This is a genomic window from Pseudomonas sp. GW821-FHT02A11 (genome assembly GCF_059421985.1).
The window spans coordinates 51,044-71,778 of record NZ_JBWKWB010000025.1 but is presented as its reverse complement, the minus strand read 5'-3'; the positions used below and the strand labels follow the sequence as shown (position 1 = coordinate 71,778).

General features: G+C 59.4%; 18 protein-coding genes. 10 read left to right on the top strand and 8 right to left on the bottom strand.

Annotated features, from left to right (window positions below):
* Positions 1-211: 211 nt before the first annotated feature.
* The 3 genes from AC07V9_RS24880 (at position 212) to AC07V9_RS24870 (ending at position 6,710) form a co-directional block, all read left to right on the top strand.
* Positions 212-2,134 carry a DUF1302 domain-containing protein gene (locus AC07V9_RS24880; RefSeq protein ID WP_495018290.1) on the top strand — a complete coding sequence of 641 codons (1,923 nt, stop codon included), beginning with the start codon at positions 212-214 and terminating at the stop codon, positions 2,132-2,134.
* Positions 2,135-2,149: 15 nt separating this feature from the next.
* Entirely contained in the window at positions 2,150-3,514 is a 1,365-nt protein-coding gene (locus AC07V9_RS24875; protein ID WP_495018298.1) for a DUF1329 domain-containing protein, read from the top strand.
* A 436-nt stretch (positions 3,515-3,950) separates the two neighbouring features.
* On the top strand, positions 3,951-6,710 hold the full coding sequence (locus AC07V9_RS24870; RefSeq protein WP_495018289.1) for a winged helix-turn-helix domain-containing protein: 2,760 nt from the start codon (positions 3,951-3,953) through the stop codon (positions 6,708-6,710).
* Positions 6,711-6,785: 75 nt separating this feature from the next.
* On the opposite strand, the gene AC07V9_RS24865 is transcribed toward AC07V9_RS24870, so the two are convergent.
* Together AC07V9_RS24865 and AC07V9_RS24860 are read right to left on the bottom strand one after the other, a co-directional pair.
* Entirely contained in the window at positions 6,786-7,985 is a 1,200-nt protein-coding gene (locus AC07V9_RS24865) for an HD-GYP domain-containing protein (protein ID WP_495018288.1), read from the bottom strand.
* 294 nt (positions 7,986-8,279) lie between these two features.
* Complete coding sequence (locus AC07V9_RS24860; protein WP_495018287.1) at positions 8,280-9,044, bottom strand: AraC family transcriptional regulator; 765 nt, start codon at positions 9,042-9,044, stop codon at positions 8,280-8,282.
* A 113-nt stretch (positions 9,045-9,157) separates the two neighbouring features.
* Between AC07V9_RS24860 and AC07V9_RS24855 the strand changes: the two genes are divergently transcribed.
* The 3 genes from AC07V9_RS24855 to AC07V9_RS24845 all read left to right on the top strand — a co-directional run bounded on the left by AC07V9_RS24855 (position 9,158) and on the right by AC07V9_RS24845 (position 11,513).
* Positions 9,158-9,970 carry a sulfite exporter TauE/SafE family protein gene (locus tag AC07V9_RS24855; RefSeq protein WP_495018286.1) on the top strand — a complete coding sequence of 271 codons (813 nt, stop codon included), beginning with the start codon at positions 9,158-9,160 and terminating at the stop codon, positions 9,968-9,970.
* A 91-nt stretch (positions 9,971-10,061) separates the two neighbouring features.
* The gene (locus AC07V9_RS24850; protein WP_495018285.1) at positions 10,062-10,706 is read left to right on the top strand and encodes an MBL fold metallo-hydrolase; all 645 of its coding nucleotides are present in this window, start codon (positions 10,062-10,064) and stop codon (positions 10,704-10,706) included.
* Positions 10,707-10,811: 105 nt separating this feature from the next.
* On the top strand, positions 10,812-11,513 hold the full coding sequence (locus AC07V9_RS24845) for a YiaD family glycine zipper/OmpA-like lipoprotein (protein ID WP_495018284.1): 702 nt from the start codon (positions 10,812-10,814) through the stop codon (positions 11,511-11,513).
* 225 nt (positions 11,514-11,738) lie between these two features.
* Here the strand turns inward: AC07V9_RS24845 and yihG are convergent, their stop codons facing one another.
* From yihG to AC07V9_RS24830, 3 genes are all read right to left on the bottom strand, one after another.
* Positions 11,739-12,638, bottom strand: a complete 900-nt coding sequence (yihG, locus tag AC07V9_RS24840) for a 1-acylglycerol-3-phosphate O-acyltransferase, YihG family (protein ID WP_495018283.1) — start codon at positions 12,636-12,638, stop codon at positions 11,739-11,741.
* 82 nt (positions 12,639-12,720) lie between these two features.
* Complete coding sequence (gene pta, locus AC07V9_RS24835) at positions 12,721-14,814, bottom strand: phosphate acetyltransferase (RefSeq protein WP_495018282.1); 2,094 nt, start codon at positions 14,812-14,814, stop codon at positions 12,721-12,723.
* Between the two features lie 90 nt (positions 14,815-14,904).
* Positions 14,905-15,144 carry a DUF3565 domain-containing protein gene (locus AC07V9_RS24830; RefSeq protein ID WP_495018281.1) on the bottom strand — a complete coding sequence of 80 codons (240 nt, stop codon included), beginning with the start codon at positions 15,142-15,144 and terminating at the stop codon, positions 14,905-14,907.
* A gap of 90 nt (positions 15,145-15,234) precedes the next feature.
* On the opposite strand from AC07V9_RS24830, the gene AC07V9_RS24825 reads away from it, so the two are divergent.
* From AC07V9_RS24825 to AC07V9_RS24815, 3 genes are all read left to right on the top strand, one after another.
* On the top strand, positions 15,235-15,720 hold the full coding sequence (locus tag AC07V9_RS24825; RefSeq protein ID WP_495018280.1) for an FKBP-type peptidyl-prolyl cis-trans isomerase: 486 nt from the start codon (positions 15,235-15,237) through the stop codon (positions 15,718-15,720).
* 131 nt (positions 15,721-15,851) lie between these two features.
* Positions 15,852-16,334 (top strand): glutathione peroxidase, encoded by a 483-nt coding sequence (locus AC07V9_RS24820; protein ID WP_495018279.1) that lies wholly within the window; start codon positions 15,852-15,854, stop codon positions 16,332-16,334.
* A gap of 293 nt (positions 16,335-16,627) precedes the next feature.
* The gene (locus AC07V9_RS24815; protein ID WP_495018278.1) at positions 16,628-17,731 is read left to right on the top strand and encodes an NADH:flavin oxidoreductase; all 1,104 of its coding nucleotides are present in this window, start codon (positions 16,628-16,630) and stop codon (positions 17,729-17,731) included.
* 155 nt (positions 17,732-17,886) lie between these two features.
* On the opposite strand, the gene AC07V9_RS24810 is transcribed toward AC07V9_RS24815, so the two are convergent.
* Complete coding sequence (locus AC07V9_RS24810; RefSeq protein WP_495018297.1) at positions 17,887-19,053, bottom strand: glycosyltransferase family 4 protein; 1,167 nt, start codon at positions 19,051-19,053, stop codon at positions 17,887-17,889.
* A 317-nt stretch (positions 19,054-19,370) separates the two neighbouring features.
* On the opposite strand from AC07V9_RS24810, the gene AC07V9_RS24805 reads away from it, so the two are divergent.
* On the top strand, positions 19,371-19,787 hold the full coding sequence (locus tag AC07V9_RS24805; protein WP_495018277.1) for a flagellar protein FlhE: 417 nt from the start codon (positions 19,371-19,373) through the stop codon (positions 19,785-19,787).
* A 44-nt stretch (positions 19,788-19,831) separates the two neighbouring features.
* Here the strand turns inward: AC07V9_RS24805 and AC07V9_RS24800 are convergent, their stop codons facing one another.
* Complete coding sequence (locus tag AC07V9_RS24800; RefSeq protein ID WP_495018276.1) at positions 19,832-20,314, bottom strand: hypothetical protein; 483 nt, start codon at positions 20,312-20,314, stop codon at positions 19,832-19,834.
* Positions 20,315-20,360: 46 nt separating this feature from the next.
* Positions 20,361-20,651 (bottom strand): hypothetical protein, encoded by a 291-nt coding sequence (locus AC07V9_RS24795; protein ID WP_495018275.1) that lies wholly within the window; start codon positions 20,649-20,651, stop codon positions 20,361-20,363.
* Between the last annotated feature and the right edge of the window lie 84 nt (positions 20,652-20,735).

Sequence of the window (20,735 nt, the reverse complement as noted above, 5' to 3'; positions counted from 1 at the left end):
GCTGTAAATCACACTTTAGAGGGATCAAGCAGTAGCGCCTGCTGGCTATAGTCGGCAGTAGGTTGGAACCGGAGAAAAACGCTACGTCGTTTAGCAGCTTCACATGGGCCGCCCGACGCGCGTTGACACCCAGGCACTGCGGATCAGTCCACCTGAGTCGTTTCTGGAAGCACCCACTGCCATAAAAATAAAAGCACATGGAGTAGCGTCGATGACATCAGCAAACCTGTTCTGGCGCCGGGCGAAACTGCCTCTGGCTGTCAGTCTCGCTTCCACGCTCGCCGGCCCTGCATTCGGCGTCAGTTTCAACATCGGTGAAATCGAAGGTAATTTCGACTCCTCGCTCTCCATTGGTGCGAGTTGGTCGACCCAGAACGCCAACAAGAACCTCATCGGTTCGAACAACGGCGGACACGGTCTTTCGCAAACCTCCGACGACGGCCACCTGAACTTCAAAAGTGGGGAAACCTTTTCGAAGATCTTCAAGGGCATTCACGATCTGGAACTGAAGTACGGTGACACCGGCGTGTTCCTGCGCGGCAAGTACTGGTACGACTTTGAGCTCAAGGATGAAGGCCGCGAGTTCAAGGATATCAGCGACTCAGGGCGCAAAGAGGGCGCCAAGTCGTCCGGGTTCCAGTTGCTCGACGCATTCGTCTATCACAACTACTCCATTGCCGATGAGCCCGGTTCGGTACGTCTGGGCAAGCAAGTGGTCAACTGGGGTGAAAGCACCTTCATCCAGGGCGGCATCAACAGCATCAACCCCGTCGACGTTTCGGCATTCCGTCGTCCTGGCTCGGAAATCAAGGAAGGCCTGATTCCGGTCAACATGTTCTACCTGTCGCAGAACCTCACCGAAAACCTTTCGGCGGAAGGCTTCTACCAACTGGAGTGGGACCAGACCGTCGTCGACAACTGCGGCACGTTCTTCTCCCAACCTGACGTGATCGCCGATGGCTGCCAGAACAACCTGGCGGTATTGCGGACCCGTAACAGCTTGAATGCCGCGCTGCCCGCTGCCTTGCGCGCGCCGGTGCAGGCGACGCTGGCGGCGCGTGGTGTGAATTTCGGCAACCCGGATGAGGGCGCGGTCGTCGCCCGCGGCCCTGACCGGGACGCCCGTGACAGCGGTCAGTATGGCCTGGCCATGCACTACAACTTCGAGCCGCTGGACACCGAGTTCGGCGCCTATTACATGAACTACCACAGCCGTTTGCCGATTTTCAGCGGCAAGGGCGGTCCGGCCAGTGCCTACAGCGCTGCCGGGCTGGTGGGCGGTCTGGTCGGTCGGGGCGTACCTCTGGGCGTGGCGACCAGTCTGGCGCCGACGTTGCTGCCCGTGGTCGTGGCGGGCAACTCCAGCTACTACGTCGAATATCCGGAAGACATCCACCTGTTCGGTCTGAGCTTCTCTACCACGCTGCCGACCGGCACCGCGTGGAGCGGCGAGATCAGCTATCGCCCGAACGCGCCTGTCCAACTCAACACCACAGACATCCTGTACTCCGGCCTGACTCCGTTGAATCCAAGCGTTGCCTTGCTGCAAGGCACCCCGGGCGCCGATCAGAAAGGTTATCGCCGCAAAGAGATCAGCCAGGCGCAGACCACCTTCACCCATTTCTTCGATCAGGTCATGGGCGCCGAGCGCCTGACCGTGGTGGGCGAGGTGGGCTGGACGCACGTCGGCGGTCTGGAAAGTACGTCCAAGCTGCGTTATGGCCGCGACCCGAGCTATGGCCCGGGCCCGCTGCCCAATGGTCAGTGCGTCGCGCTGAACACCAGCACTCTGGCGGGCTCGTCGCTCAATAACGTCAGCCGCTATTGCGAAAACGATGGCTTCACCACCACCGATTCGTGGGGTTATCGCGCTCGTGCGATCTGGGACTACAACAACGTGTTCGCCGGTGTGAACCTCAAGCCAAGCGTGGCCTGGTCTCACGACGTCGACGGTTATTCGCCAGGTCCTGGCGGCAACTTCGAGGAGGGCCGCAAGGCCGTCAGCCTGGGTGTGGAAGCGGAATATCAGAACACCTATACCGCCAACCTTTCCTACACCAACTTCTTCGATGGCAAGTACACCACAGTGGATGACCGCGACTTCGTGGCCCTCAGCTTCGGTATGAACTTCTAAGGAACGACCATGGAAATGAAAATAACAAAGAGTCTGTTGCAGGTCGGTGTACTGGGTCTGTCACTGTTGGCGACCGGGGTAATGGCTGCGGTGTCCGACTCTGATGCCGCCAAGCTGGGCACTACGCTGACGCCAATGGGTGCCGAGAAGGCGGGTAACGCTGCTGGCACCATTCCCGCGTGGACCCCCATGGCGACCAATGCTGGCGCCGTGGACAGCAAGGGCTTCCTGGCCAACCCCTACGCCAACGAAAAGCCTCTGTTCACGATCACCGCGCAGAACGTGGAGCAGTACAAGAACAACCTGGCACCGGGTCAATACGCGATGTTCAAGCGTTACCCAGACACCTTCAAAATGCCGGTCTACCCCTCGCACCGGGGCGCGACGGTCCCGGCTGATGTCTTCGCCGCCATCAAGAAAAACGCCGTCAACACCAAGCTCGTCGGAGGCGGTAACGGTCTGGAGAACTTCGAAACCGCAGTGCCGTTTCCGATTCCGAAGGACGGCCTTGAAGTGATCTGGAACCACATCACCCGTTATCGCGGCGGCAGCGTGAAACGTCTGGTGGTGCAGGTGACGCCGCAGACCAACGGCTCCTTCAGCCCTGTGTACTTCGAGGATCAGTTCGTCTTCCGCGACAAGATGAAGGACTTCAACCCGCAGAATCCGGGCAACATCCTGTTCTACTTCAAACAGGAAGTGACGGCGCCCGCGCGTCTGGCAGGTTCCGTGCTGCTGGTTCACGAAACCCTCGACCAGGTCAAAGAGCCGCGCGCGGCGTGGGTCTATAACGCCGGGCAACGTCGCGTGCGCCGTGCGCCGCAAGTGTCCTATGACGGCCCGGGTACTGCGGCCGACGGCCTGCGCACCTCCGACAACCTGGACATGTACAACGGCGCGCCCGATCGCTACGACTGGAAACTGATCGGCAAGCAAGAGATGTACATCGCCTCTGACAGCTACAAGCTCGACGATCCGAAACTCAAATACGCCGACATCGTCAAGGCCGGTCACATCAACCAGGATCTGGCGCGTTATGAACTGCGTCGCGTCTGGCACGTGACCGCCACGCTGAAGGAGGGTCAACGCCACATCTACGCCAAGCGTGACTTCTTCATCGACGAAGACACCTGGCAGGCTGCGGTCATCGATCACTACGACGGTCGTGGTCAGCTATGGCGCGTAGCCGAGGCCCACGCCGAGAACTACTACGACAAGCAAGTGCCGTGGTATGCGGTGGAAACCTTGTACGACCTGCAATCGGGCCGTTATCTGGCACTGGGCATGAAGAATGAAGAGAAACGTGCCTACGACTTCGGCTTCACGGCCACCACCAGCGACTTCCAGCCTAACGCCCTGCGTCAGGAAGGCGTGCGCTGAGGGCCTGAACGAATTGGCGCAGAGCGGTGCACCGTTGATCACAGCCACTGAGCACTCGTTGTCCTGCGCCGCTTTACCCTATGGCTGAACCCCATGGCAGCAAGAGAAAACACCCCGATTCGTCGGGGTGTTTTTTGGCAATCGCTACACGCTATTCGGATCTGGCCCGTCTGTGGGAGTGAGCTTGCTCACGATGCTGGCCCACGGCTGCCGAGCACGCGAAGAATGTACCGGCCCCTTCGTGAGCAAGCTCCCTCCCACAGTTAGCCGTTGGCCACTGTGATCCCTGCCCAAACATATAAAGCAACATTCGCCCTGTTGATTGGATATGTTTTCTTACAGTCTTTCGTCGAACAATCTACAAAAGCGCTGGCATAGCCGCTAGTCTCCCGACATCTGAACGCCGAATAACAAGCACTTCCAACAAGAGCCGGCCATGACTGATCTGTCGCGTTTGCAAGGATTCGCAAATCACGCAGTCACTGCGTTGGAGGGGCGATTCTTTCGTCCACCCTTGCCTGAAGGCTACGTGCCCAGACCGCGGCTGTGCGAACGCCTGAGCGCGGGTCTGTCAGGGCGTTTGCTGCTGGTCAGTGCGCCCGCCGGGTTCGGCAAAAGCTCACTGGCCGTGGAATTCTGCGAAAGCCTGCCGGATCAATGGCAAAACCTGTGGCTGGGTCTGAGCCAGCGCGACGCCGATCCGGGGCGTTTTCTCGAACGTCTTCTTTGCGGTCTTCAACAATTCTTCCCCCAGCTTGGCAACCAGGCCCTTGGCCTCCTGAAAATGCGTCAGCGGCATCAGCCATTTGCTTTTGAGGAGTGGCTCGACGGCCTGCTGGATGAGTTGGCCATGCACCTGATGTTGAGCAAGCCGCTGTTGCTGGTGCTCGACGACTATCACCTCGTGCAAGGCCCGGTGCTCGACCGTTGCCTGCAATTTCTGCTCAATCACCTGCCTGCGGGCATGATCGTCATGGTCACCAGCCGTCAGCGGCCGGACTGGCATCTGGCGCGTTTGCGCTTGTCCCGGCAATTGCTCGAGCTGTCCGAGCAGGACCTGCGCCTGACCGACGACGAGTCGATGGCCGTGCTCGATCAGCACAGCGGTTCATTGAGCGAGGACGCGCTGAAAAACCTGCTGCAACGCAGCGAGGGCTGGGTCGCGGGCCTGCGTTTCTGGCTACTGGCGGCCGCAGAAGCGGGGAGCAACACGCTGACCCAGGAACTCAATGGCGGCGAAGGGTTGATCCGCGATTACCTGCTCGAAGAGGTGATCGACTGCCTGCCCGCCGACGTTCAGGCCTTCCTTTATGAAACCGCGTGCCTGGAGCGCTTTTGCAGTGCGCTGTGCAATGCCGCTCGCGACAGCCATGACAGCACCGAGATGCTCAGTTTCCTGCAGGCCCATCAGGTGTTTCTGGTGCCGCTGGACGAGCACGGGCGCTGGTTCCGCTATCACCATTTATTCTCTGACCTGTTGCGTGCTCGCGCCGGTAGCAACGTGGCGCCGCAGCAACGGCGTTTGCATTTGAACGCTTGCCGCTGGTTCAGCGAGCAGGGATTGCTCGACGAGGCGATCGAACAGGCCTTGCGTGCCGGGCACCACGACGTCGCGGCCAATCTGGTGCAGAACCTCTCCGAGGAACAGCTGCTGGCCGAGCAGAACGTCGGCATGCTGCTGCGCTGGAAAATGGACTTGCCCGACAGCCTGCTCATCAGCACGCCGCGCTTGATCGTGCTCTACGCCTGGGCGCTGGGTCTGGCCTGTCAGCTGGATGCCGCCGAGGAGTTGGGCAATCACCTCAGCCGCTTCCTGCCTGCGCCCTCGGCCACTGCGCAAAAATCCATGCTCGCCCAATGGCTGGCCCTCAGCGGCATCATCGCGCGAGGGCGGGGCGACAGCGAAACCGCCCAGCGTTTCTGCACTGAAGCCTTGGTCAGCCTTCCGCAAAAACGCTATGGGCAGCGCCTGCTGTGTCTGTCCACATTGGCCAACCTGGCGATTGCCGATGGCGACCTGTGGCGGGCGCGAGCGCTAAATCGCGACGCTTTGGAACTGGCTCAGCGGGTGGCCAATCCGCTGTTCGAAGCCCTCGGCCATTACGACCGCGCGCGCACCTTGCAGGCCCGTGGCGAGGCGTTGCGTTCGCTGGAAGAAGTGCGTCAGGGGCTGCGACGTCTGAGCGGGCTGTCCTCGCAACGGCTTTACGCGGTGCGCGCGCGGCTGACGCTGTATGAAGGCCATTTGCTCGTGCAATGCCTGCAGCCACAGGCCGGGCGTGCGCGGCTCGATGCCGGCCTGACCGAGGCCCGCGCCTGTCGCGACATCAGCGTGCTCATCGGCCACTGCGTGATTGCCGGGCTCGAAGGGCGGGAAGGGCGCTTCGCCGAAGCCTTCGCGCAACTGGCCGAAGCGGAACGCCTTATGCACATCTGGGACGTGCCGCCGATCTATTACCTGGCGATGATCACCTTGGTCAAATGCGAGCTTTGGCTGGCGCAGGGGCGCATCGATCTGGCCGACGCCTGGCTGCTGCGGCTGGGGCAAACCTATGGTGGCGAGCATCCCGCTGCGGCCCCCGAGTGCCTGCCGCAAATGCCGCAACACATCGAACTGCTGCGCGCCGTTCTCGACAAGATCCAAGGCCGAACGGAGGACGCTGTTCAACGTCTGACGCAGCTTGAGGAATATTCCCAGCGTGTCGGTGCAGGTTTGTTGGGGCTGAACGCGACAACCCAGCACCTGCTGCTGGCGCTGGAGCGATCCGACACACATCAGGCCCAGAGCCTGCTCAGTCGCAGCCTGCTCGCAGCGACCGGCGGCGCAGTCCTGCCGTTTCTCAACGTGATTCGCCTGCACGGCGACTGGCTGCGCGAACAACTGCTCAAGCGTCCGCGCTGCCGTCTGGTGAGCTACCTGCTCGACCAGTTACCGCCGGGCACCGGCAAAGACCTGCCCTGCGCCCGCGAGGTCAGCGAACCCATCGCCTGCCCTGGCGGCGACCCCCTCAGCGCCCGCGAACTGGGCGTGCTGCAACTCATCGCCCAAGGCTGCTCGAACCAGGAAATCAGCGAACGGTTGTTCATCTCTCTGCACACCGTCAAGACTCACGCCAGCCACATCAACAGCAAACTGGGGGTCGAACGCAGAACCCAGGCCGTGGCGCGAGCGCAGGAGTTGGGGTTGTTGGGGTAATACAGAATCGGCATTTAAATGCCGATTCTGCTGATAAAAGAGGTGATGCTCGGCATTAAATTGCCGATGTTTCGATCAGAGCGCCGCTTCACCCGCCCATAGCGTGTCGACATCTCGCACACCCCAATCCTCGGCCAGCTCGAATTTGACGATGCCGTCCTGCTCGTGGCTGTTGCCCAGGTCGATGACTTTTGGAGCGAGGCGTATGCGGGTTCGGGTTGAGAGGAAGACTTTCACTTTGGGGTGCAGCAGGGATTTTCCGCCCTGTTCCACGACCACGCCCAGGCGTTCGCTTTTCAGGCGCACCAGCGCGCCGACCGGATAAATGCCGACGGTTTTGACGAAATGCTGAAAGATCGTTTCGTCGAAATGGCCTTTCCAGGAGGCCATCTCGCGGATCGATTGCGCAGCATCCCAGCCTTTTTTATAGGGGCGGTCGGAAGTGACGGCGTCATACACATCGCAGATCGCGCCCATCTTGGCGAAGATGCTGATCTCATCGCCCTTGAGGCCGTGAGGGTAGCCGCTGCCGTCCATTTTTTCATGGTGATGCAGGCAGACGTCCATCACCGCTGTGGTGACTTGCGCGCTGCCTTGCAGAATTTCGAGGCCGGCCTGCGGGTGATACTTCATGGCCTCGTATTCTTCGAAGGTCAGGCGATCCGGTTTGTTGAGGATGGTGAGCGGGATCATCATCTTGCCGACGTCGTGCATCAGGCCTGCGACGCCGGCCTCGCGCACTTGCTCTTCGCTCAGCTCCATTTGCCGCGCGAGGGCCACCATCAGCGCGCAAACGGCGACTGAATGCATGTAGGTGTATTCGTCGGAGGTCTTCAGGCGCGAGAGGCTGATCAGTGCGTGGGGATGGCGCATCACCGAAGTGGAGATTTCCTCGACCAGTAGGTCGACATCCCCGGCGTTCATGGCGCGGCCCATGCGCGCGTCGGTAAACATGGTCATGACAGCGGCCTTGGCCCGACCGCAGATCGCCCTGGCGCGGGCCAGTTCTTCGTCCATGGACGTCGACGCAGTATCGAGTTCGCGGGCCGCCGAGCAGGCCGTGTCGAGTATCGACGCCTGCTCGTCGGGGCATCTGCCGCGACCGGTGTCGATCCACACCTCACGGGTGGATTCCTGTATGCGACGCAGCACCCCTTCGTCGCGCAACTCACGCTCCACGTGCTGAGTCCAGAAGGGATCATGGAGCCTTGGCCGGCAGAATTCGTGGATGTACATCCCCAGCGTCAGATCGGAAACTGCAATTTTTCTTAGCATGGCGCCTGCTCGTTAGGCTTTTGTCTTGGCTGCCTTGCGGGGTCATCGAGTCGACATCTTATCTGCTCGAACGCCTCACCTTTCGATGGTTGCGCAAGGCCAGTATATGAGCGAGGTTTTGAAAAATATATGAACGAAAAACAGGCCCTTACTTGGTGCGTTTTCAACTTCCTCAATTTTAACAATCGGTTACCGATTGATTCTGATGGGATGAAAAAGATAGGGACGAAAAATAAATTGCCGTCCTTCTGACCTTAGTTGAAAAGTCACTCAGTTGAGGGGGTAAACCTGATGTCAGTCGTCGCAATAACGACTCGGCGTGCATCCCGTCAGCCGCCGAAACATGGTGGAAAACGCTGCCGGGCTTTCGTATCCCAAGTCCATGGCGATGCGGGTCACGGAATCGCCGGAGGATAAACGCGACAACGCCAGCACTACGCAGACCTGTTGTCGCCATTGGCCGAAACTCATCTGCGTCTGCTCGCGGAAGAAGCGGCTGAAAGAGCGCTCACTGACGAACAGCTCCCGCGCCCAATCCAGAGGCGATTGATGAATGTCAGGGTGTTGCAGAAAGGCCTGACAACGCGCCAGCAAGCGGGCGTCATCAGGCAATGGAATTTGCAGCGGCAGCGCTCGGGCCTGGCCGATTTCCAACAACGCCAGTGTGACCAGCACGCCGTCGCGCCCTTGCACGTCGTAGGCCAACGGCATTTCCACCGCCTCGATCAGCAATTGACGCAGCAGCGCAGACACGCTGATGACCTCGCATACGGTCCTGGAAACCGGCGCGGCAGTGGGGTCGATGTACAAACTGCGGGTACTGACGCCAAGCATCAGCACCTCGTGTTCCACGTCCGGGGGGATCCACACCGCTTGTTGCGGCGGCACCACCCAGTCGCCCTGTTCCGTGGCGACCTTCATCACGCCTGTCGAGCCATACAACAGCTGCGCCCGCCGGTGACGGTGGCGTCTGAGCAGGTAGCCATCGGCGTAATCGTTGCCGATCGCAATGACCGGTCGAGCCGTGTTGTCCAGGGTATCAATCGAGATGTTGCGCATGGCTGCGGCTCCGAGTATCTGGCCGAAACACAAACATGATTGGCCTGAATCCTCAAGCCCGATGTGATCGCCAGGCTTATCGTCGCGGCATCTCTATAGAGGAATGTGGTGCGATGACCTATTTGCTTCTGGTGCTGTTTGGTGGCCTGTCCGGGATCACGACCGTGCTGTTCGGTTTTGGCGGTGGCTTTGTCGTAGTACCGGTTCTCTATGGCGTGCTGACCCACGGCTCAGCAGGCGCATTGAGCGAGGCGTCAGCCATGCACGTTTCCGTGGCGACCTCGACCTGCGTGATGATCGTCAACGCCTCGCTGAGTACCCGCCGGTCTGCGCGCACGGGCACGCTGATCAAAAGCTGGCTCTGGCCGCTGGCGGGTTTCATTGCAGTGGGATCGATGGTCGGTGCGCTGGCTGCCGGATGGGTCAGCGGCAACGCATTGCGCATGGCTTTCGTGATTTATCTGGCGGTCACGATTGTCGATTGCCTCTGTCGGCGGGGATTCATCTTACAGAGCATCAAGCATGAACCCCGTCGCCCTGGGCGCTGGATGACAGGCCTGGGCGGCATTGTCATCGGGGCTATCGCGACGTTTCTCGGCGTGGGCGGCAGTGTCATGACCGTGCCATTGATGCGTCGCAGCGGGCTGAGCATGAGCCAGGCCACTGCCATGGCCAATCCGTTGAGCCTGCCGGTGGCACTGGTGGGCACGGCGACCTACATGCTGGCCGGCAGCGCTGACGCGACAGGGCTGGGCGCGGGATGCATCGGCTACGTTAACCTCGCAGCCTTCGCCGTTCTCACCTTGGGCGCCTGGTTTGGCATGCGTCTGGCCGCGCGATGGGTAGGGCGTATTCCTGATCAACTGCATGCCTGGACGTACATCGGGCTGCTGGCGCTGGTACTGCTGAGCATGGTGCTGTCGTGAGGGAGGGGCATCGGCGTGCAGGCATGTTTTCATTCTTGCGTTGCGAAGCTTTACTATCGGTGCCCGGCGTAGTCGAACCCACAGGATCATCATGCAGACCCCAAAACCCGCCCTCATCCGCGAAACCTTTCCCGTCGGCCCGTTGCAGTGCAACTGCACGATCATCGGCGATCCGGTCAGCAAACAGGCGATCGTGGTCGATCCCGGTGGCAATCATGAGCTGATCCTGGCGAAGCTCGACGCGCATGGCCTCAAGTGCGTGAGCATCATTCATACCCATGCGCATCTGGATCATTTCCTGGCGTCGGGGCAGTTGAAGGAGAAGACGGGGGCGACGCTGCATCTGCATAAAGAAGATCAGTTTTTGTGGGACAACCTCGAAACCCAGTGTCAGGTGTTTCGCGTGCCTTATGTGCCAGTTCCGTCCCCGGACCGTTGGCTGGAGCACGAAGAGGAGCTGGCCTGCGGTTGCGGAGTGGCGTTGCACACGCCGGGTCATACGCCCGGTTCGATGAGTTTCTGGTTCGAGGATGCCAAGCTGCTGATCGCTGGCGACACGCTGTTTCGGCGTGGCATTGGGCGGACCGATTTGTGGGGCGGTGATCAGGCGACGATCGTGCGTTCGATCAAGGAGCGGCTGTACACGCTGGACGACGCTGCTACGGTTGTAACAGGGCACGGGCCGGACACGCGGCTGGGGGATGAAATGCGCGAAAACCCTTTTGTCAGAGCGTGAATTGTTCAGGCCGGGTTAAGGAATTTTTGACCGCCTGCGTGCTCTAATCGCGCATATTGTCGGCCGCTGTGGTTGGCCGTAAAAGCAAAACAGGAGCTTTCCTAGATGTTTACCTTTCGCCGTTTGATCATCGCTGCCACCGCGCTCGCCGTCCTGTCTGGCTGCGCGACGCAGAATCCTTATGACAATCAGGGGCAGGCGCAGAATTCCGGTGGCGTGAGCAAAACCGCCAAATATGGTGGTCTGGGTGCGCTGGCTGGTGCCGTCGCCGGTGCCGCCATCGATCACAACAACCGTGGCAAAGGTGCGCTGATCGGCGCCGCATTGGTGGGCGCAGGCGCCGCGGGCTACGGCTACTACGCCGACAAACAGGAAGCCGCGCTGCGCGCAAGCATGGCCAACACCGGTGTTCAGGTCCAGCGTGAAGGCGACAACATCAAGCTGGTGATGCCGGGCAACATTACCTTCGCCACCGACTCGTCGGCGATTGCCAGCAGTTTCTATTCACCGCTGAACAACCTGGCGGGTTCGCTGAAGCAGTACAACCAGAACATGATCGAAATCGTCGGTTACACCGACAGCACCGGCAGCCGCCAGCACAACATGGACCTGTCGCAACAGCGCGCTCAAAGCGTGGCGACTTATTTGACATCCCAGGGCGTCGATGCCTCTCACCTGTCGGTACGCGGTGCAGGCCCCGATCAGCCGATCGCCAGCAACGCCGACGTCAACGGCCGTGCCCAAAACCGCCGCGTCGAGGTCAACCTCAAGCCGATTCCTGGCCAGCAGTACCAGCAGCAACAGTAAGATCGAGTCCCCCCCAGAACCCCGGCCTCCGTGCCGGGGTTTTTGTATGCGTGAGATGAGCATTCCCCATGCAGGGACTACCTCGATCCTTGCGCGAGCGCCCGATCATCTGTGGGAGCGAATTCATTCGCGAGAGGCCGGTACATCCGATAGAGATTTGAAGGACCTACCATCGCATCGCGAATGAATTCGCTCCCACCGAGGGCGTCCCCCGAGCGAGGTCAATCAGCGGGAATAGCGCTCATGCATCTGCCCCAGCAGCGCATCCTTCTCTTCCCACAGGCGATTGATCCACTGCTGAAACTCGGCGCGGTAGGCTTCGTCCTGGTCGTAACTCTTGCCAATGAACTGCTGTGGAATCTGCACTTCTTCAAAGTGCGCGACCACTTCACGCACACGCCCGCACAGCAAATCCCAGTAGCCTGGCTGGCCGGCAGGGTAGTGAATGGTCACGTTGACGATGGATTCCAGCTGCTCGCCCATGGCGTCAAGCACGAACGCGATACCGCCTGCCTTGGGTTTGAGCAGATAACGAAACGGCGACTGTTGCTGAGCGTGTTTGTCCGGGGTGAAGCGCGTGCCTTCGGCGAAGTTGAAAATCCCCACCGGGTTGTTGCGAAACTTTGCGCAGGTGCGGCGGGTGGTCTCAAGGTCCTTGCCTTTCTTTTCCGGATGTTTGGCCAGGTACGCTTTGCTGTAACGCTTCATGAACGGAAAGCCCAGCGCCCACCACGCCAGACCGATCACCGGCACCCAGATCAGCTCCTGCTTGAGGAAGAACTTCAGCGGGCGAATACGTCGGTTGAGCACGTACTGCAGGACCATGATGTCGACCCAGCTCTGGTGATTGCTGGTCACCAGGTACGAGTGCTGATAATCCAGCCCCTCAAGGCCGCTCAGGTGCCAGCGGGTGTGGCCGAGCAGGTTCATCCAGGCGTTGTTGTTGCTGATCCAGGCCTCGTGGATGTGGCTCATCAGCCAGTCGGTGACCTTCTGCGTCGCCGGGAACGGCAGGCACAGTTTGAAGATCGCCACGATGAACAGCGGCGTGCAGCAGACAATCGTGTTGAGCGCCAACAGCAGCGAGGCGATGACGCCGCGCAAAGGGGCGGGCAAGAAATCCATGGGGGATCGAACTCCGAGGTAAGACAGCCGCCGGTGATTTCCCGGCGGCGTTATTGTGAGTGAAGGATGTTGCAGGACGGTTTTATTGCGGCAAGGTCGCGGCCTGAATCGCCGTTAGAGCGATGGTGTAGACGATGTCGTCCACCTGAGCGCCGCGCGGCAGGTCGTTGACCGGTTTGCGCAGGCCTTGCAGCATCGGGCCCAGGCTCACGCAGTCCGCACTGCGCTGCACTGCTTTATACGTGGTGTTGCCGGTGTTGAGGTCAGGGAACACGAACACGTTGGCGCGACCGGCAACCGGGCTGTCCGGCGCCAGTTGTCGGGCCACGTGCTCGTTGGCGGCAGCATCGTATTGCAGCGGGCCATCGATCAGCAGGCTGCGCTGGGTTTCCTGAGCCAGTTGCGTGGCTTCGCGTACCTTTTCCACTTCCTCGCCGCTGGCCGAATTGCCGCTGGAATAGCTGATCATCGCCACGCGCGGCGACAGGCCAAACGCGACGGCCGAATCGGCGCTCTGCACAGCGATTTCCGCGAGTTCCTGCGCGGTCGGATGCGGATTCATGATGCAGTCGCCGTAGACCAGCACCTGTTCGGGAAACAACATGAAAAACACCGATGACACCAGCGTGCAGCCCGGCGCGGTCTTGATCAGTTGCAGGGCCGGGCGGATGGTGTTGGCGGTGGAGTGAATGACCCCGGAGACTAGCCCGTCGACTTCATCGAGCGCCAGCATCATGGTCCCGATCACCACCGGGTCTTCCAGTTGCTGCTCAGCCATGGGCGCGTTGAGGCTTTTGTTCTTGCGCAGGTCGACCATCGGGCCCACGTAGCGCTCGCGGATGACATCCGGATCGAGTATTTCCAGTCCCGGAGGTAACTCGATGCCTTGAGCACGGGCCACGGCCTGGACTTCTTCAGGCTTGGCCAGCAGCACGCAACGGGCGATGCCACGGGCCTGGCAGATTGCTGCCGCCTGAACGGTGAGCGGCTCGGCGCCTTCGGGCAGCACGATGCGTTTGTTGGCCGCCTGGGCGCGCTGAATCAACTGGTAACGGAAGACCGCAGGCGACAGGCGCATTTCGCGCGGCGTGCCACAGCGTTGGTGCAGCCAGTTGGCGTCCAGATGGCTGGCGACGAAATCGGTGATGATCTCCGCACGTTCGCGGTCGTCGATCGGGATTTCCTTGTTCAGCTGATTGAGCTGGTTGGCGGTGTCGTATGAGCCGGTGCTCACGGACAACACCGGAAGCCCCGCCTGCAGTGCGCCACGGCACAAATCCATGATGCGCGGGTCGGGCAGGGTATCGCTGGTCAGCAACAGGCCCGCCAAAGGCACGCCGTTCAGGGTTGCCAGACTCACGGCCAGGATGATGTCGTCGCGATCCCCCGGCGTCACCACCAGCACGCCCGGTTTGAGCAGTTGCAGGGTGTTGAGCACGGTGCGCGCGCAGATGATGATTTTCGACATGCGCCGCTGTTCGTAATCGCCGGCGTTGATCACCTGAGCACCGAGCAAATCCGCTACGTCGCGGGTGCGCGGGGCGTTGAGATCAGCCTGGAAAGGGATGCAACCCAGCAGGCGGAAATCGCCACTGCGCAGCAAGGGCGAGTGTTCTTTCAGGCGCGCCGAGAAGGCTTCCATGCTCTCGTCGGTACGTACCTTGTTGAGGATCACGCCCAGCACTTTCGGGTCTTTCGGGCCGCCGAACATCTGTGCCTGCAACTCGACGCGACCGGAGAGTTCGGTGAGCACTTCGTTTTCCGGCGCCGAGACCAGAATGACTTCGGCGTCCAGCGCCTTGGCCATGTGCAGGTTGACCCGCGCGGCATAGCTGGCGCTGCGGGTCGGCACCATGCCCTCGACGATCACGACGTCGCGGCCTTCGCAGGCTTGCTGATAGAGGGTGATGATTTCTTCCAGCAACTCATCCAGCTGGCCTTCGCCGAGCATGCGCTCGACATGGGCCAGGCCCAGTGGCTTGGGCGGCTTGAGGCCGTGGGTGCGGGCGACCAGTTCGGTCGAGCGCTCAGGGCCCAGATCGCCAGGGTGGGGCTGAGCGATGGGTTTGAAAAAACCGACTTTGAGTCCGGCGCGCTCCAGGGTTCTCACCAGCCCCAGGCTGATGGACGTCAAACCCACACCAAAGTCTGTGGGCGCGATAAAGAAAGTCTGCATGCGGGCTTCTCGAAGGTGAGCGTGCAAGGGGCCTGATCCGTCAGAATCGGAGGACCTGAGTCAAACAGGACGCTGTTCAATCGCAGCGTCTCAACGGGGCACAAGGTTATCGCTATCTGCCGCCTGCGCACACCAGCCACAGCGAAAGGATTGACCTATTTTTTCCTGTCGCGCCTGCGCATCGAGTACCCAGGGGCGTGACTGCCACGGCGGTTGGTGGCGCAAGTGCTGGGTGTGGCCGCAGGAGAGCTCGGCGATCCAGTGGCCATCTTCGTCCTGACGAAACCCTGTAATCGTGGTGTCGTTCTGAGGTAATGCGGGGTCGCGCAATCGGGGCCGTCCGTCTGAGTTGCGTTCGCTTTCGCGCGAGGGCTTGGTTAGACTTGATCGCTCATATCTCTATTTGCAAAAGGTTGCCCCATGCCGATCGCCGCCAACAAGGCTGTCTCCATTGACTATACCCTGACCAACGACGCTGGTGAGGTCATCGACAGTTCTGCCGGCGGCGCGCCGCTGGTTTACCTGCAAGGCGCAGGTAACATCATTCCGGGTCTGGAAAAGGCACTGGAAGGCAAGGACGTCGGTGATGAGCTGAAAGTCGCCATCGAGCCTGAAGACGCCTACGGCGAATACTCGGCCGAACTGGTCAGTACACTGAACCGCAGCATGTTCGAAGGCGTTGATGAGCTCGAAGTCGGCATGCAGTTCCACGCTTCCGCTCCGGACGGCCAGATGCAGATCGTCACCATCCGTGATCTGGACGGCGACGACGTGACTGTCGACGGCAACCACCCACTGGCCGGTCAGCGCCTGAACTTCCAGGTCAAGGTCGTCGCGGTTCGCGATGCCAGCCAGGAAGAAGTCGCTCACGGTCACGTGCATGGCGAAGGTGGCCATCATCACTGATTTGTCCTGCTAAGCTCAATTAGCTGGCCAGGCGTCCTCGCGGGCTTTGCGAAAATCGGTTTGGTTTCGCGGCCTGACAGGGCGCCTTTTTTGGTCGAACGTGTTGGTATGGTGAGTAGGGGAGTTTCGTCATGAGTATATTTCACGACCTGAAATTAAAAGCTCTGGATGGCCAGGAACTGCCTCTCGCGCCGCTTAAAGGCAAAGTGGTTCTGGTGGTCAACGTGGCCTCCAAATGTGGCCTCACGCCACAATATGCCGCGCTCGAAAACCTCTATCAAAAGTACAAAGACCGCGGTTTCAGCGTTCTCGGGCTGCCCTGTAACCAGTTCGCCGGACAAGAACCCGGTACCCAGGATGAAATCCAGTCATTCTGCTCGCTGAATTACGGCGTGACCTTTCCGTTGGGCGACAAGCTTGAGGTGAACGGGCCTCATCGTCATCGCCTGTATCAAATGCTGGCGGGCGAAGGGGCGGAATTCCCAGGGGACATCACCTGGAATTTCGAAAAATTTCTCGTCGGGCAAGATGGCCGCGTGCTCGCGCGTTTCTCGCCACGAACCACCCCGGATGACCCTACGGTGATTCAGGCGATTGAAAAAGCGCTGCATTGATGCTGTGGATGCGTTTTTCAGGTTCCCTTCTCTGTAATCCAGTGGTACTCCTCTGTGGGAGCGAATTCATTCGCGAGAGGTCGGTACACCCGATAGAGCTGTATCGAGCCGACGTCGCATCGCGAATGAATTCGCTCCCACAGGGCGTTAAGTGTTCACCTCGCGGTTCTGTTCACCGTCCTGTTCTATCTTCTAAACCTTAATCAGCTAGATCAATAGTGCTTTGCATCGTGCCTAGGTCGGCTCATTCTGTATGACCTTCATAATATTTTCCTGTAGCCGAGGATGTTTGCATGCCAGTCAAAGCCTTGTTCAAACCCTTTCACATGGGCAGCCTGGAACTCCCGACCCGCGTGGTGATGGCGCCCATGACCCGCTCGTTCTCGCCAGGCGGCGTGCCTAACGCCAAGGTGATCGAGTACTACCGCCGTCGCGCGGCTGCAGGCGTGGGCCTGATCATCACCGAAGGCACTACGGTCGGGCACAAGGCGTCCAACGGTTATCCGAACGTGCCGCAATTCTTCGGCGAAGCGGCGCTGGCGGGTTGGAAGAACGTGGTCGAGGCGGTGCACGCCGAAGGTGGCAAAATCGTCCCTCAGCTCTGGCACGTGGGCGCGGTACGCCGCCTGGGCACTGAGCCGGATGGGACCGTCCCGGCGTACGGCCCGACTGAAAAGCTCAAGGACGGCAACGTTGTCGTTCACGGCATGAGCAAGCAGGACATCGCTGACGTCATCGCCGCATTCGCTCAGGCGGCCAAGGACGCTAAGGCCATCGGCATGGATGGCGTGGAAATCCACGGCGCCCACGGCTATATCGTCGACCAGTTCTTCTGGGAAGGCACCAACCAGCGCACCGACGAATACGGCGGTGATCTGGCCCAACGCTCGCGTTTTGCCATCGAGCTGATTGAAGCCGTGCGTGCTGCCGTCGGCCCGGATTACCCGATCATTTTTCGTTACTCCCAGTGGAAGCAGCAGGACTACACCGCGCGCCTGGTGCAGACGCCGGAGGAATTGGGCGCATTCCTCAAGCCGTTGTCTGACGCAGGCGTGGACATTTTCCACTGCTCGACGCGGCGTTTCTGGGAGCCGGAATTTGAAGGTTCCGACCTCAACCTGGCAGGGTGGACACGCAAGCTGACCGGCAAACCGACCATTACCGTCGGCAGCGTCGGACTGGACGGCGAGTTCCTGCAGTTCATGGTCAACACCGACAAGGTCGCGCAGCCAGCCAGCCTTGAGAACCTGCTCAAGCGGCTGGGGGATGATGAATTCGATCTGGTGGCCGTGGGCCGTGCATTGCTGGTCGATCCGGATTGGGCAGTGAAGGTGCGCGACGGTCGTGAGGACGACATCCTGCCGTTCAGCCGGGATGCGCTGGGTAAACTGGAGTAATTTTGGTTGCACTCTTGCCTTCAGCTCATGGAGGCAATGTGGGAGTTTGCTGGCTCATGAAGACTGACTTACAGGTTCCACATCTGATGTGGATGTCCTGACCTCTTCTTGAGCAAGCTCACTCCCACAGGAAGGGCCGCGGCTGGGAAGCTTTGTTACACCCCTAAAGCGATCCCGTCGCGGGTCTCACTGGCAGTCCGCAGATAACACTCGAACGCCTCGATAATCCCTGCCCAGCCCTGACGGCTCGCGTGCTGTCGCGCATTCAGACGCACCCGGCGCAGCGTCTCGTCGTCCTCCAGCATCCAGCGCGCAGCGTCGATGAAACTCTCTTCATCCCCCGGCATCGCCACGGCGCCGTTGTGCCCGTGACGAATATGCTGGCCCGCCGCCGCTTCGTCATACGCGACCACGCCCAACCCCGAGGCCAGCGCCTCCAGCACAACGTTGCCAAAGGTTTCGGTGAGGCTTGGAAACAGGAACAGATCTCCGGAAGCGTAATGAGTGGCCAAGGCCTCGCCACGTTGCGTACCGCAGAAAATAGCGTCCGGTAATTGTTCTTGCAGCGCTGCGCGCAACGGGCCGTCACCGACGATGATCAGCTTGAGTTTCTTCTCGGGGTAGGCGCTGACCAGGCTGTCAAAACTGGTCTTCAGCAGGCCGAGGTTCTTCTCCGCCGCCAGGCGTCCTACATGCAGGACGGCCGTGTCGTCGGGCAGAAGGCCCCACGTCTCGCGCAGAAAGGTCGAACGTCGGGAAGGATGAAACAGTTGGCAGTCCACACCACGAGACAGCAACTCCAAGCGCTCGAAACCTCGCCGCTCCAGCTCGGTTTTCTGACTGGCACTGGGCACCAGGGTGGCGCTCGAACGGTTGTGGAACCAGCGCAGGTACGAGGTCAGCAAACGCGTCACGAACCCCAGCCCATATTGCCGCGTGTACTGCTGAAAGTTGGTATGAAAGCCACTGACGATCGCAATCCGCAGCCGCCGCGCAGCCCGCAACGCAGAAAGCCCCAGCGGGCCCTCGGTGGCGATGTACAGCACGTCCGGCCGATTGCGCTGCCAGCGCCGCAGCAACTTGTGCATCGACGACTGCCCCCACTGCAACCCCGGATACCCCGGAATCGGCCAGCCGCGACACAGCATCAAATCATCCCCGGCCGCCCGCAATTCATCGTCACTCTGCCGCGGCCGAATCACCTCAACCCGATGCCCGCGCAGGCGCAGACCATCGCACAACCGGCTCAGCGTATTGGCCACGCCATTGATTTCGGGAGCGAAGGTTTCGGTGATCAGCGTGATATGCAGGGATTTACTCATGACAGCCAGTTTCAAAGGCGCGCGTTGCGCTTGTGTGGCGGTTGGGTGATGGATTTGTGACATTGTAAGTTCGTTTTGAAGAACAGAACGGTACATGCCAAAACAGCGCTCGTCCTACAGTTTGTCTTTTTTGGTCTGATGACTGCGTAAGAAGTTTCTGAAAGCTTTTTATCTGGTAGTTCTCCTGTTGACTCAGAGGCGCTCCTGAATAACGTCGGATTATCAGTTATCTTTCTCGTTGTGCGAAGAAGTTACTGATGAGGCCATTTAATCTCATTCTTGAGATTAATAAGTTCGTCTGTTCAGGAAGTGAAAAAATGAAAAACTTTAAAAAGTTGAACGGTATCGCTCTGCGTGCAGGTTTTATATCCGTGGCTTTGTCTCTGTCGGCTCACACGTTCGCCGGAACCTACACCTCTACGGTGCAGCTACCTACGCTGCACTCGAAAAATCATGTCTATACCGCCCATATGCCTATCCCGGTTGGAGTGGGCGAAGGTTTTATAAAAAATATAAGTTGGAACTGGAATGTGCATGGCTGGCCAAGGGGGCTTCAAGTCTATCTGTGCCAAACGTCAACGCGTTGTATCGACGTTTCCCGACAACGAGTTGGCTCAAAGGCTGCTTTCACTCAGTTTCATTCGTCGCAACCGTTCTTTTACGAGCTTAAATTGTCTGATCCTGGTAGGGTGCCGGTGGCCGGCCTGTTAGGCCGGCTCACCGTCAATTGGTGATGTAAGCATAGGTTGTCCCCACAAGTGTGGTGGGGACAACTCTCTTAAATACCAAGCATTTCTCTGAATCGAAGCGGCATGCTGTCATGAATGCTGAATATCTTTTCAAGGATTTCCACGGCAGGTGTTCCTTTGGATGTTTCCTGACGATAAAGGGTATCGCATTGCCTCTGTATTGCTTGGTTGATTTGTTCAAAATAAGCTTGGGTTTTAGAATTCACTAATTCTCCTGTTAGGGAGTAGCGAATGTTAGGGCGATCAGAAAGATCCAATAGTGGCGAGCCTAGAGAGTTGTAAGCGTAGTCATAAGCGAGTCTTGATGCGGCACTAGCGTCGTCTTTCGCTAAGCTTAATATTTCGTTTCTGACGTGGGCCAGTTCCACTTTTCGATCAGTCAAATCAGATTTTGAAAACAGTGCCTGACCTAGAATGCTCGAAAACTCGTTTGAGTGCTTTGTACGATGGTCTCTATTGTTTGCAGATGTATAACCGCTGTCGCCAATTTTTTGATTAGCTTCAATATGCATGGATGCATCCTCACTAAAAGCGCGTTCCCAAGAGTGATCAGCGAATTTAACCGACTGTGAACGGAACAATTCGCGACTTGCCAACCCGTTCCAGCGCTGCTGCCTCAGGCGTGTAGTGAGTTTGTACGGAGTTGAGACTGACGAGATTCAGGTGGCAACGAGTTTTGACCTGTTTCGCAAGATTTGCTGGCTCGGCTTTCAGTGTTTGCGAGGTGGCCGTTTCCACCGCCTCGGCGAGCGTCTGCATGAATCTCGGTGCATTGGGTTCTGGCCTGGGTTTTGTCTTCAGCAGGGTAGAGACGGACTGACTCGAAGCATTGACACGATTCGTTTCCATGGACATGGCACTCCCGATGATCAAGGCGCCCGGAGTGGGCAAGCCCATGGTTGAACAGCTCGGTCGTGGGATGTTTGGAAGACT

What these genes read in the sequence shown, in the direction of transcription:
- AC07V9_RS24880 (WP_495018290.1), top strand. Translation starts at nt 212, where the DNA reads ATGACATCAGCAAACCTGTTCTGGCGCCGGGCGAAACTGCCTCTGGCT.
- AC07V9_RS24875 (WP_495018298.1), top strand. Translation starts at nt 2,150, where the DNA reads ATGAAAATAACAAAGAGTCTGTTGCAGGTCGGTGTACTGGGTCTGTCA.
- AC07V9_RS24870 (WP_495018289.1), top strand. Translation starts at nt 3,951, where the DNA reads ATGACTGATCTGTCGCGTTTGCAAGGATTCGCAAATCACGCAGTCACT.
- AC07V9_RS24865 (WP_495018288.1), bottom strand. Translation starts at nt 7,985, where the DNA reads ATGCTAAGAAAAATTGCAGTTTCCGATCTGACGCTGGGGATGTACATC.
- AC07V9_RS24860 (WP_495018287.1), bottom strand. Translation starts at nt 9,044, where the DNA reads ATGCGCAACATCTCGATTGATACCCTGGACAACACGGCTCGACCGGTC.
- AC07V9_RS24855 (WP_495018286.1), top strand. Translation starts at nt 9,158, where the DNA reads ATGACCTATTTGCTTCTGGTGCTGTTTGGTGGCCTGTCCGGGATCACG.
- AC07V9_RS24850 (WP_495018285.1), top strand. Translation starts at nt 10,062, where the DNA reads ATGCAGACCCCAAAACCCGCCCTCATCCGCGAAACCTTTCCCGTCGGC.
- AC07V9_RS24845 (WP_495018284.1), top strand. Translation starts at nt 10,812, where the DNA reads ATGTTTACCTTTCGCCGTTTGATCATCGCTGCCACCGCGCTCGCCGTC.
- yihG (WP_495018283.1), bottom strand. Translation starts at nt 12,638, where the DNA reads ATGGATTTCTTGCCCGCCCCTTTGCGCGGCGTCATCGCCTCGCTGCTG.
- pta (WP_495018282.1), bottom strand. Translation starts at nt 14,814, where the DNA reads ATGCAGACTTTCTTTATCGCGCCCACAGACTTTGGTGTGGGTTTGACG.
- AC07V9_RS24825 (WP_495018280.1), top strand. Translation starts at nt 15,235, where the DNA reads ATGCCGATCGCCGCCAACAAGGCTGTCTCCATTGACTATACCCTGACC.
- AC07V9_RS24820 (WP_495018279.1), top strand. Translation starts at nt 15,852, where the DNA reads ATGAGTATATTTCACGACCTGAAATTAAAAGCTCTGGATGGCCAGGAA.
- AC07V9_RS24815 (WP_495018278.1), top strand. Translation starts at nt 16,628, where the DNA reads ATGCCAGTCAAAGCCTTGTTCAAACCCTTTCACATGGGCAGCCTGGAA.
- AC07V9_RS24810 (WP_495018297.1), bottom strand. Translation starts at nt 19,053, where the DNA reads ATGAGTAAATCCCTGCATATCACGCTGATCACCGAAACCTTCGCTCCC.
- AC07V9_RS24805 (WP_495018277.1), top strand. Translation starts at nt 19,371, where the DNA reads ATGAAAAACTTTAAAAAGTTGAACGGTATCGCTCTGCGTGCAGGTTTT.
- AC07V9_RS24800 (WP_495018276.1), bottom strand. Translation starts at nt 20,314, where the DNA reads ATGCATATTGAAGCTAATCAAAAAATTGGCGACAGCGGTTATACATCT.
- AC07V9_RS24795 (WP_495018275.1), bottom strand. Translation starts at nt 20,651, where the DNA reads ATGGAAACGAATCGTGTCAATGCTTCGAGTCAGTCCGTCTCTACCCTG.